Consider the following 12,189-nt stretch of genomic DNA (forward strand, 5'->3'; position numbering starts at 1 on the left):
GCTCTCTCAGCCCGTCCGGCGCTTGAGGAGCGGGGCCCGGGGCAGAGCCCCGAAACGCTCACAACGTGGACCGCAACCACTGCTCCACGCTCGCCACATGCACCGTCGCCCACGCCCGCGCAGCCTCCGCATCGCGATCCCGCAGCGCCGCCAGAATCGCCCGGTGCTCATGCAGCGTCCGGCTCACCGCGTCCTCCTGGGTCAGCCCGCGCCACACCCGCGCCCGCGTCGTCGGCCCCGAGAGGCCGTCCAGCAGCGAGCAGAGCACGGAGTTGCCCGACGACTGGACGATGCCCCGGTGGAAGTCCAGGTCGCAGGCGACCAGCTCCTCCACCGACGGCCGCTCGCCCAGCGCTTCGAGCTGCGCGCCCAGCGCGTCCAGCTGCTCCTCGCTGATCCGGCTCGCCGCCATCGCCGTCGCGGCGGGCTCCAGGATCCGGCGCACCGCCAGGAACTCCAGCACGGTGTCGTCGCGGTGGAAGTCCACCACGAAGCTCAGCGCCTCCAGCAGCAACTGCGGGTCGAGGCTCGTCACATAGGTACCGTCGCCCTGGCGGACGTCGAGAATGCGGATCAGCGACAGGGCGCGCACCGCCTCCCGCAGCGAGTTGCGGGAAAGCCCCAGCTCCGAGGCGAGTTCGCTCTCCTTGGGGAGACGATCGCCGGGTCGTAGCGCACCCGAGACGATCATTCCCTTGATCTTCTCGATGGCCTCGTCGGTGACAGCCATGGGCGACCTCCAGACATCCGATGTATCGCCCTATTATGCGGCCGGAAAAAGGGCCGGTACGACCGTCGGACCAACTTGTGGCCCGCCGGCCGTACCGGCCCGTCCCCGCTCAGCCGCGCCGCTCGCCGAGCACCTTCTCCACACCGGCCCGGACCTCGTCCGTCGCCAGGCCCCGGATCGTCAGCGTGGTCCGCCGCCGCAGCACGTCGTCGGCCGTCTCGGCCCACTCGTGGTCCCGGGCATAGGCGACCTGCGCCCAGATCTCCGGCGCGTCCGGGTGGACCCGCTCGCCCAGCGCCGGGTTCTCGTTGGCCAGCCGCGCGATGTCGAAGGCGAGCGAACCGTAGTGCGTGGCCAGGTGCCGCGCGGTGTCGGCGCCCATCCGGGGACCGGGCGTCCCGCCGTCCACCAGCAGCCGGTGCGCCACCGCGTTCGGGTTGGCGATCCCGGGCAGCGGCAGCTTCCTCGGCAGCCGGGCCATCGGCTCCATGTCCTCCGCCAGCGGGTGCCCCGGCAGCGCGGCGAGCTTGTTCATCACCGTACGGCCGATGTGCCGGAACGTCGTCCACTTGCCGCCGGCCACCGAGAGCATGCCGCCCCGGCCCTCCGTCACGACCGTCTCGCGCTTGGCCTTCGAGGTGTCGCCCGGCCCGCCCGGCAGCACCCGCAGCCCGGCGAAGGAGTACGTGATCAGGTCCCGCGACAACTGCTGGTCGCGCACCGAGAACGCCGCCTCGTCCAGGATCTGCGCGGTGTCCTTCTCGGTCACCGCGACATCCGCCGGGTCGCCCTCGTACTCCTCGTCCGTCGTGCCGAGGAGCAGCATGTCCTCCCAGGGCAGGGCGAACGTGATGCGGTACTTGTCGATCGGCGTGGCCAGCGCGGCCTTCCACGGCCGGGTCCGCTTGAGCACCAGGTGGGCGCCCTTGGACAGGCGTATGGAGGGCGCGGCGTTCGGGTCCTCCATCTTCCGCAGGTGGTCCACCCACGGCCCGGTCGCGTTGAGCACCAGCCGGGCGGTCACGCCGAACTCCGTACCGTCCATGGAGTCCCGCAGCTCGGCGCCCGTCACCCGGCCCCGGGTGAACCGCAGCCCGGTCACGGCCGCGTGGTTGAGGACCACCGCGCCCGCGTCGACGGCCGCGCGGACCGTCATCAGCGCCATCCGCGCGTCGTTCATCTGGTCGTCCCCGTAGACCGCGACGGCCTTGAGGTTCTCCGTACGCAGCTCCGGCACATCGCGCGCCGCCCGGGACGGGCTGATCACATGGCCGACGCCGTCGCCGAAGGCGGACAGCGCCGAGTACGCGAACACGCCCGCGCCGAGCTTCGCCGCGCCGTGCGGCCCGCCCTTGTACACCGGCAGGTAGAAGGTGAGCGGGTTGGCCAGGTGCGGGGCCACCTGGCGCGAGACCGCACGGCGCTCGAAGTGGTTCTCCGCCACCAGCTTCACCGCGCCGGTCTGCAGGTAGCGCAGACCGCCGTGGAGCAGCTTGGAGGAGGCGGAGGAGGTGGCGCCGGCGAAGTCGCCGGCGTCCACCAGAGCCACCCGCAGCCCGGACTGCGCGGCGTGCCAGGCGGTGGAGATGCCCAGAATGCCGCCGCCGATCACCAGGAGGTCGTACGTCGCCTTGGAGAGCTGCTCCCGGGTCTCGGCGCGGCTCGGGAGGGAGCCGGAGGCCGGATGCGTCCCGAGGGCGGGGACGCTCTGCAGGGTGGTCATGGTTGTCTACTCCTCGTCGTCCAGCCAGCCCATGGTGCGTTCCACGGCCTTGAGCCAGCTCTTGTACTCGCGGGCGCGGGTGTCCGCGTCCATGCGGGGGGTCCACTCGGCGGCGCGGCGCCAGTTCGCGCGCAGCGCGTCGGTGTCCGGCCAGAAGCCGACGGCCAGGCCGGCGGCGTAGGCGGCGCCGAGGCAGGTCGTCTCGGCGACCATCGGCCGCACCACGGGCGCGTCCAGGAAGTCGGCGAGCGTCTGCATCAGCAGGTTGTTGGAGGTCATGCCGCCGTCGACCTTGAGCGCGGTCAGCTCGACGCCGGAGTCCTTGGTCATGGCGTCGCTGATCTCACGCGTCTGCCAGGCGGTGGCCTCCAGTACGGCACGGGCGATGTGCGCCTTGGTGACGTAGCGGGTGAGACCGGCGATGACACCGCGGGCGTCGGGACGCCAGTACGGGGCGAACAGGCCGGAGAACGCGGGCACGAAGTACGCGCCGCCGTTGTCCTCCACCGAGGAGGCCAGCGTCTCGATCTCGGCGGCCGACTGGATGAGTCCCATCTGGTCGCGCATCCACTGCACCAGCGAACCGGTGACGGCGATCGACCCCTCCAGCGCGTACACCGGGGGCTTGTCGCCGATCTGGTAGCCGACGGTGGTGAGCAGTCCGTTGTACGAGTTGACCGGGGTGCCACCGGTGTTCATCAGCATGAAGGTGCCGGTGCCGTACGTGGACTTGGCCTCGCCCTCGGCGAAACACGTCTGGCCGAACAGCGCCGCCTGCTGGTCGCCCAGCGCGGAGGCCACCGGCACGCCGTCGAGGACGCCGCCCTTCGCGTTGCCGTAGACCTCGGCCGAGGAGCGGATCTCGGGCAGCACGGCCGCCGGGATACCCATGGAGGAGAGGATCTTGTCGTCCCACGCCATGGTGTGCAGGTTCATCAGGAGGGTGCGCGAGGCGTTGGTGACGTCGGTGACGTGGACGCCGCCGTCGGTGCCGCCGGTCAGGTTCCAGATGACCCAGGAGTCCATGGTGCCGAAGAGGATGTCGCCGCGCTCGGCCCGCTCGCGCAGCCCCTCGACGTTGTCGAGCAGCCAGCGGACCTTGGGCCCGGCGAAGTACGAGGCGAGCGGCAGCCCGGTCTCGCGGCGGAAGCGGTCCTGGCCGACGTTGCGGCCGAGCTCCTTGCAGAGCCCGTCCGTACGGGTGTCCTGCCAGACGAGCGCGTTGTGGACGGGCTCACCGGTGTGCTTGTCCCAGAGCAGGGTGGTCTCGCGCTGGTTGGTGATGCCGATCGCCTTGACGTCGGCGGCGGTGATGCCCGCCTTCACGATCGCTCCGGCGACGACTTCCTGGACGTTCTCCCAGATCTCGGACGCGTCATGTTCGACCCAGCCCGGCTTGGGGAAGATCTGCTCGTGCTCCTTCTGGTCGACGGAGACGATCCGTCCGTCCTTGTCGAAGACGATGCAGCGGCTGGAGGTCGTGCCTTGGTCGATGGCCGCGATGAACGGCCCGGTGCCGTGGCTGCCGGTGGTGTGTGCGTCGGTCACGGTGTGCTCCCGGAGGTCTGTGCGGTGTGGGGTGGGTACGGGTCAGGCGAAGGCGAGGTTGTAGAGCCCGCCCGCGAGTGCGCCGCCGATCAGCGGGCCGACGACGGGGACCCATGCGTAGCCCCAGTCGGAGCCGCCCTTGTTCGGCAGCGGAAGCAGCGCGTGCACGATACGCGGACCGAGGTCGCGTACCGGGTTGATCGCGTACCCCGTCGGGCCGCCGAGCGACAGGCCGATGCCGACCACGACCAGGGCGGTGATCAGCGCGCCCAGCGTGCCGAGCCCGTTGCCGTCGTTGTTGAGGCCCTGCGTGAGGATGGCGAGCACCAGCACGACCGTGGCGATGACCTCGGTGAGGACGTTCTGCACGGCGTTGCGGATCTCGGGGCCCGTCGAGAAGACACCGAGCACAGGGCCCGCCTTGGGGGCCGCGGCCTTGTCGACCATGCCCTCCTCACCCGAGTGGTCCCGCAGGATCTCCTGATCGGTGAGGTGCGCCCGGAACTGTCCGTAGTAGGTGAGCCAGACCAGCACCGCGCCGATCATCGCGCCGAGGAGCTGGGAAGCGAGATAGAGCGGTACGTCGCTCCACTTCGTTCCGCCCTCGATCGCCAGGCCGATGGTGACGGCCGGGTTGAGGTGCGCCCCCGACACGCCACCGGCGAGATAGGCGCCGGTCAGTACCGCGAAGCCCCACCCGAAGGTGATGGCCAGCCAGCCGGCGTTCTGCGCCTTCGAGTGCTTGAGCGTGACGGCGGCACAGACACCGCCGCCGAGCAGGATGAGTACGGCGGTACCGATGGTCTCGCCGATGAAGATGTCGGAGCTGGACACCCGCGACTCCTTTGTCCTTCGTCCAGGGAAGCCGAACCCCGGGTCCCTCCGGTGGTCCGCGCCCTCGTGTGAGGGCTTGGCCGGTCCCAGGCACGCTCACACCCTAACGCGAATTTCCGTTAAGTGTTCGACAATGCCGACCGGTGAACGGCAGTGTTTCTCCCGGGTGAAGCCAGCGTCAAGAGGGATGTGACGTACGAATCGATCGTTACGAGGGGCGGCCGGCCGGATACACGGCCGGCCGGGCCGTCCGCGGCCGGGCGGCTCAGAAGCGCCGGGCGCCCAGGTCCCGGGAGACCGCGCGGGCGCAGTCGCGCACCGCCGCCACCAGTTCCGGGCGCAGCTCCCCGTCCTTGCAGACCCGTTCCACCGCACCGGTGATGGCGATGGCGCCCACCGGCATCCGGCGCCGGTCGTGGATCGGGGCGGCCACCGCGGCCACCCCTTCCCAGGTCTCCTCCACGTCGGACCCCCAGCCCCGGGCCCGGACCATGTCGAGCACCGTCTCGAACTCCTCCGGGTCCGTGACCGTCCGGGGTGTGAACGACTGCCGCTCGGCCTCCAGTGCCTCCGTGTGCGCCACCGGGTCGTACGCGGCCAGCACCTTGCCCAGGGCCGTGGAGTGCAGCGGCTGCATGGCCCCCACCTCCAGCACCTGGCGGCTGTCGTCGGGGCGGAAGACGTGGTGGACGATCAGGACGCCCTGCTGGTGGAGTACGCCCAGATGGACGCTCTCGCCGCTGGACCGGGCCAGGTCGTCCGTCCAGACCAGGGCGCGGGCGCGCAGCTCGTGGACGTCGAGGTAGCTGTTGCCCAGGCGCAGCAGCTCCGCGCCCAGCTGGTAGCGGCCGGAGGCGGAGTCCTGCTCGACGAAGCCCTCGTGCTGGAGCGTGCGCAGGATGCCGTGTGCGGTGCCCTTGGCCAGGCCCAGTGAGGAGGCGATGTCGGACAGCCCCAGCCGCCGCTCGCCGCCTGCCAGCAGGCGCAGCATCGCGGCCGCCCGCTCCAGCGACTGGATGTTCTTGGCCATCGCGCCGTACTCCTCCACTCGTTCGACAATGCTGAACACTATCGGTCGATGCCGACCCGTGCTCGGCCGCGGCGGAAGTCCGCGGTACTCCGCAACGCCGGACACCCCCCGTGAACAGCATGCAGTCCGGCTCGTGGGACAGAGTGACGGCCCGGAGCGCGGCCCGGCTACCCTGGCCGGGTGCGCCTTCCGCCGAAGACGCAAAGCCGACAGCCGTCGCATTCCAGGGAGTACATCCATGGCCTCGTCGCCGACCCCTTCCGCCGACAGCCGGACCCGAGCCGCAGCCCTCCGTGAGGCGCTCGCCACCCGTGTGGTGGTGGCCGACGGTGCCATGGGCACCATGCTCCAGGCACAGGACCCCACGCTCGCGGACTTCGAGAACCTCGAAGGCTGCAACGAGATCCTCAACCTCACTCGGCCGGACATCGTGCGCTCCGTGCACGAGGCGTACTTCGCCGTCGGCGTCGACTGCGTCGAGACCAACACCTTCGGCGCCAACACGGCGGCCCTCGGTGAGTACGACATCCCCGAGCGCGTGCACGAGCTGTCCGAGTCCGGCGCGCGCATCGCCCGCGAGGTCGCCGACGAGTTCACCGCCTCCACCGGCGAGCAGCGCTGGGTGCTCGGCTCCATCGGCCCCGGCACCAAGTTGCCGACCCTCGGCCACGTCCCGTACGCCACCATCCGCGACGGCTTCCAGGCCAACGCCGAGGGCCTGATCTCCGGCGGCGCCGACGCGCTGATCGTCGAGACCACCCAGGACCTCCTGCAGACCAAGGCCGCGATCCTCGGTGCCCGCCGCGCCCTGGACGCCCTGGGCAGCGACCTGCCGCTGCTGTGCTCGCTGGCCTTCGAGACCACCGGCACCATGCTCCTGGGCTCCGAGATCGGCGCGGCCCTGACCGCCCTGGAACCCCTCGGCATCGACATGATCGGCCTGAACTGCTCGACCGGTCCGGCCGAGATGAGCGAGCACCTGCGCTACCTCACCCGCCACTCCCGCATCCCGCTGCTCTGCATGCCGAACGCCGGGCTGCCGGTCCTCACCAAGGACGGCGCGCACTTCCCGCTCGACGCCGAGGGCCTGGCCGACGCGCAGGAGACATTCGTCCAGGAGTACGGCCTCTCGCTGGTCGGCGGCTGCTGCGGCACGACCCCGGAGCACCTGCGCCAGGTCGTCGAGCGCGTACGCGGCACGGTCCCCGGCGCCCGCGATCCGCGCCCCGAGCCCGGCGCCGCCTCCCTCTACCAGACCATCCCCTTCCGCCAGGACACCTCGTACCTGGCGATCGGCGAGCGCACGAACGCCAACGGGTCCAAGAAGTTCCGCGAGGCCATGCTGGAGGCCCGCTGGGACGACTGCGTGGAGATGGCCCGCGACCAGATCCGCGAGGGCGCGCACATGCTCGACCTGTGCGTGGACTACGTGGGCCGTGACGGCGTCGCGGACATGGAGGAGCTGGCCGGCCGGTTCGCGACCGCCTCCACCCTGCCGATCGTGCTGGACTCCACGGAGCTGCCCGTCCTGCGGGCGGGCCTGGAGAAGCTGGGCGGGCGCGCGGTCCTCAACTCCGTCAACTACGAGGACGGCGACGGCCCCGAGTCCCGCTTCGTCCAGGTCACCCGGCTCGCCGCCGAGCACGGCGCCGCGCTGATCGCCCTGACCATCGACGAGGAGGGCCAGGCCCGCACCGCCGAGCACAAGGTCGCCGTCGCCGAACGGCTCATCGCGGACCTGACCGGCAACTGGGGCATCCAGGAGTCGGACATCCTGATCGACACCCTGACCTTCACCATCTGTACCGGTCAGGAGGAGTCCCGCAAGGACGGCGTCGCCACCATCGAGGCCATCCGCGAGCTGAAGAAGCGCCACCCCGAGGTGCAGACCACGCTCGGCCTCTCCAACATCTCCTTCGGCCTCAACCCGGCCGCCCGCGTCGTGCTGAACTCCGTCTTCCTGGACGAGTGCGTCAAGGCGGGACTCGACTCCGCCATCGTGCACGCCTCGAAGATCCTGCCGATCGCCCGGCTGGAGGAGGAGCAGGTCAAGGTCGCGCTCGACCTCGTCTACGACCGCCGCGCCGAGGGCTACGACCCCCTGCAGAAGCTCATGGAGCTCTTCGAGGGCGTCAACATGAAGTCGATGAAGGAGGGCAAGGCCGAGGAACTGCTCGCCCTGCCGCTCGACGAGCGCCTCCAGCGCCGCATCATCGACGGCGAGAAGAACGGTCTGGAGAACGACCTCGCCGAGGCGCTGAAGGACACGCCCGCCCTCGACATCGTCAACAACACCCTCCTGGAGGGCATGAAGGTCGTCGGCGAGCTGTTCGGCTCCGGCCAGATGCAGCTGCCGTTCGTGCTCCAGTCGGCCGAGGTCATGAAGACCGCGGTGGCCTACCTGGAACCGCACATGGAGAAGTCGGACGCCGAGGGCAAGGGCACCATCGTCCTCGCCACCGTCCGCGGCGACGTCCATGACATCGGCAAGAACCTCGTCGACATCATCCTGTCCAACAACGGCTTCAACGTCGTCAACATCGGCATCAAGCAGCCCGTCTCCGCGATCCTGGAGGCCGCCGAGGAGCACAAGGCGGACGTCATCGGGATGTCCGGCCTCCTGGTCAAGTCCACCGTGATCATGAAGGAGAACCTGGAGGAGCTGAACCAGCGCAAGCTGGCCGCCGACTACCCGGTGATCCTCGGCGGCGCCGCCCTGACCCGCGCCTACGTCGAGCAGGATCTCCACGAGATCTACGAGGGCGAGGTCCGCTACGCCCGCGACGCCTTCGAGGGGCTGCGCCTCATGGACGCGCTCATCGCCGTCAAGCGCGGCGTCCCCGGCGCCACCCTGCCCGAGCTGAAGCAGCGCCGCGTCCCCAAGCGCGACACCGCCGTCCTGGAGGTGAACGAGCCGGAGGAGGGCGTCCGCTCCGACGTCTCCGTCACCAACCCGGTGCCCACGCCGCCGTTCTGGGACAGCCGGGTCGTCAAGGGCATCCAGCTCAAGGAGTACGCCTCCTGGCTGGACGAGGGCGCCCTGTTCAAGGGCCAGTGGGGCCTCAAGCAGACCAGGGCCGGCGACGGACCCACGTACGAGGAGCTGGCCGAGAGCGAGGGCCGCCCGCGCCTGCGCGGCCTGCTCGACAAGCTCCAGACGGAGAACCTGCTGGAAGCGGCCGTCGTGTACGGCTACTACCCCTGCGTGTCCAAGGGCGACGACCTGATCCTGCTCCACGAGGACGGCTCGGAGCGCACCCGCTTCACCTTCCCGCGCCAGCGCCGCGGCCGGCGCCTGTGCCTGGCGGACTTCTTCCGCCCGGAGGAGTCCGGGGAGACGGACGTCGTCGGCCTCCAGGTCGTCACCGTCGGCTCCAGGATCGGCACCGAGACCGCCAAGCTCTTCGAGGCCAACGCCTACCGCGACTACCTGGAGCTGCACGGGCTCTCCGTCCAGCTGGCCGAGGCCCTGGCCGAGTACTGGCACGCCCGGGTCCGCTCGGAGCTGGGCTTCGCGGGGGAGGACCCCGCGGAGGTCGAGGACATGTTCGCCCTGAAGTACCGGGGCGCGCGCTTCTCGCTGGGCTACGGCGCCTGCCCGGACCTGGAGGACCGCGCCAAGATCGCGGACCTGCTCAAGCCGGAGCGGATCGGGGTCCACCTCTCCGAGGAGTTCCAGCTGCACCCCGAGCAGTCCACCGACGCGATCGTCATCCACCACCCCGAGGCGAAGTACTTCAACGCGCGGTAGGACCCCGTTCGACGCGTCGTAGCCGATCACGTCGTACACTGGTCGGTCCAGCGCAGGCCGGTCGCCCATCCTCCGGGACGGGTGGCCGGCCTTCTCGTCCCTCATGGAAGGTGTGCCGGATGACCAGTACGGTTCCCGTGTCCCTGACCCGCACGGCCCAGGGCGCTGCCCTCCAGGCCGTCTTCCTCGACATGGACGGCACCCTGGTCGACACCGAGGGCTTCTGGTGGGACGTCGAGGTAGAGGTCTTCGCCGGTCTCGGCCACCGGCTCGACGAGGCGTGGCGGGACGTGGTCGTCGGCGGGCCCATGTCGCGCAGCACCGGCTACCTCATCGAGGCGACCGGCGCGGACATCACCCTCGACGAGGCCGCCGTACTGCTCAACGACCGGTTCGAGAAGCGCATCAGCAACGGCGTGCCGCTGATGCCCGGCGCGGCACGCCTCCTCGCCGAACTGCACCGGCACAAGATCCCCACCGCCCTTGTCTCCGCCTCGCACCGCCGCATCATCGACCGGGTCCTGGAGTCGGTGGGCAGCCACCACTTCGCGCTCACCGTCGCGGGCGACGAGGTCACCCGTACGAAGCCGCACCCCGAGCCCTACCTCACCGCCGCGCGCGGCTTCGGCGCCGACCCCCGGCTCTGCGCCGTCGTCGAGGACACCGCGACCGGGGTGGCCGCGGCCGAGGCCGCCGGATGCCGGGTGGTCGCCGTGCCCTCGGTGTCCCCGATCGCGGCCGCCGAGGGCCGGGTGGTCGTGGGCTCGCTGGAAGAAGTGAATCTCACATTCCTCCGGGGTCTCATCAACTGAATGCGCCGGGGTGGGCACCGAGAGTATTCCTGTGAATGAAAGGAAAAGCTCTCGCGGTGGCCGTGCGAAAGAATTCCGCGCACGACCCCCGTCCGGTTTTCCGGAACGCGCCCGCTAATGTCTTTCTCCCTAAACCTATGAGGGAGAACGGCCACCATGAAACGCAAGACCCTGGTGCTGCCGGCCGTCGCGGGCCTCCTGGCGCCCGTGCTGGCCGGCTGCGGCGCGGCGGACGCCGGCAGCACCGGTACCGGCGCCATCGTCGTCGGCACCACGGACCGGATCGCCGCCTCGGCGAACGCCCCCGCGCCCCTCGACCCGGCCGTCGGCTACGAGGCGGGCGTCTGGAACGTCCTGGGGCAGACCGTGCAGACCCTGATGGCCACCCCGCGCGGCGGCGGCCGCCCGGTCCCGGAAGCGGCCGAGAGCTGCGCCTTCACGGACCGCGAGAGCGAGAGCTACCGCTGCCGGCTGCGGGCCGGGCTCACCTTCGCCGACGGCAGCCCGCTCACCGCCGACGACGTGAAGTACTCCATCGACCGCGTCCTGCGCATCAAGTCCGCCAACGGGCCCGCCGCCCTCCTCGACAACATCGACACCGTCGAGCCCGCCGGCGCCCGCGAGGTCGTCTTCCACCTGCGGACCCCCGACGCCACCTTCCCGTACAAGCTCGCCACCCCGGCCGCCGGAATCGTCCCGCGCGACCACTACCCCGCGAATTCCGCCAGAAGCGGATTCCAGGTCGACGGCTCGGGGCCGTACACCATGAAACCGGAAGTGAAATCCGGCCGGGTCGTGAAAATATCCTTCACCAGGAATCCCCATTACCGGGGGAGCTACGAGGTGCGGAACGACGGGGCCGAACTCGATCTCTTTCCCGACGCCGCCGCCATGGGCAGGGCGCTCGACGAGAAGAAGATCGACATGATGGCCCGCACCATGTCGTCCGAGCGGGCCCGGCAGATGCTCGCGAAGCCCGAGGACGGCGTCCGGCTCACCGAGATGCCCGGACTCGCCATCAGCTACCTCGGCTTCGACACCGAGGACCCCGCCGTCGGGAACAAGGCCGTCCGGCAGGCCATCGCCCAGATCGTCGACCGGGGCAGGATCGCGAGCGAGGTCTACGGAACCACCGTCGAACCGCTGTACTCGCTGATCCCGACCGGGATCACCGCACACGCCAACGCGTTCTACGGCACCTACGGCGAACCCAGCGCCACCAAGGCCGCCGACCTGCTCAAGAAGGCCAAGATCCGCACCCCCGTGCGCTTCACCCTGCACTACACCAACGACCACTACGGACGGGACACCGCCACCGAGTACGAGGCGCTGAAGAAGCAGCTCAACGACACCGGGCTCTTCGACGTCACCGTCGAGGGCACCCCCTGGGCCCGGTACCGGCCCGCCGAACTCCGCGGCGACTACGCCGTCTACGGCATGGGCTGGTTCCCCGACTTCCCCGACCCCGACAACTACACGGCGCCCTTCCTCGGCCGGAACAACTTCCTCGGCTCGCCCTACGCCTCCGCCGAGGCCCGCACCCTGATCGCGGACTCACGCCGCCGGGCGGACCGCAGCACCGTCGAGCCCGCCTTCGAACGGCTCCAGGACATCGTGGCCCGGGACGTACCCGTCCTCCCGATCTGGCAGGGCAAGCAGTACGTCGCCTCCCGGGAGGACCTCAGCGGCGTCGAATGGGCGGTCGACTCCAGCGCCGACCTCCACCTGTGGGAACTCGGCCGGGGCACCCAATAGCGGCTC

Annotated in this window: 8 protein-coding genes; 3 read left to right on the forward strand and 5 right to left on the reverse strand. The window is 70.4% G+C overall.

All coding sequences use genetic code 11. The features are described 5' to 3' along the window. Window positions 1-58 precede the first annotated feature (58 nt). The 5 genes from EAO73_RS22280 to EAO73_RS22300 form a co-directional block, all read right to left on the reverse strand. The gene (locus EAO73_RS22280) at window positions 59-730 is read right to left on the reverse strand and encodes a FadR/GntR family transcriptional regulator (RefSeq protein WP_147973243.1); all 672 of its coding nucleotides are present in this window, start codon (window positions 728-730) and stop codon (window positions 59-61) included. A gap of 109 nt (window positions 731-839) precedes the next feature. Further along, on the reverse strand, window positions 840-2,453 hold the full coding sequence (locus EAO73_RS22285) for a glycerol-3-phosphate dehydrogenase/oxidase (RefSeq protein ID WP_147973244.1): 1,614 nt from the start codon (window positions 2,451-2,453) through the stop codon (window positions 840-842). Between the two features lie 6 nt (window positions 2,454-2,459). Further along, on the reverse strand, window positions 2,460-4,001 hold the full coding sequence (gene glpK, locus EAO73_RS22290; RefSeq protein ID WP_147973245.1) for a glycerol kinase GlpK: 1,542 nt from the start codon (window positions 3,999-4,001) through the stop codon (window positions 2,460-2,462). A gap of 42 nt (window positions 4,002-4,043) precedes the next feature. Next, window positions 4,044-4,835 (reverse strand): MIP/aquaporin family protein, encoded by a 792-nt coding sequence (locus tag EAO73_RS22295; RefSeq protein WP_147973246.1) that lies wholly within the window; start codon window positions 4,833-4,835, stop codon window positions 4,044-4,046. 265 nt (window positions 4,836-5,100) lie between these two features. Beyond that, on the reverse strand, window positions 5,101-5,865 hold the full coding sequence (locus tag EAO73_RS22300; protein ID WP_191134165.1) for an IclR family transcriptional regulator: 765 nt from the start codon (window positions 5,863-5,865) through the stop codon (window positions 5,101-5,103). Window positions 5,866-6,103: 238 nt separating this feature from the next. On the opposite strand from EAO73_RS22300, the gene metH reads away from it, so the two are divergent. From metH to EAO73_RS22315, 3 genes are all read left to right on the forward strand, one after another. Next, on the forward strand, window positions 6,104-9,616 hold the full coding sequence (gene metH / locus EAO73_RS22305) for a methionine synthase (RefSeq protein WP_147973247.1): 3,513 nt from the start codon (window positions 6,104-6,106) through the stop codon (window positions 9,614-9,616). 119 nt (window positions 9,617-9,735) lie between these two features. Further along, entirely contained in the window at window positions 9,736-10,428 is a 693-nt protein-coding gene (locus EAO73_RS22310) for an HAD family hydrolase (protein ID WP_147973248.1), read from the forward strand. Between the two features lie 156 nt (window positions 10,429-10,584). Beyond that, entirely contained in the window at window positions 10,585-12,183 is a 1,599-nt protein-coding gene (locus EAO73_RS22315; RefSeq protein WP_147973249.1) for an ABC transporter substrate-binding protein, read from the forward strand. Window positions 12,184-12,189: the final 6 nt, after the last annotated feature.

This window comes from Streptomyces sp. col6 (assembly GCF_008042035.1).
Taxonomy (GTDB): domain Bacteria; phylum Actinomycetota; class Actinomycetes; order Streptomycetales; family Streptomycetaceae; genus Streptomyces.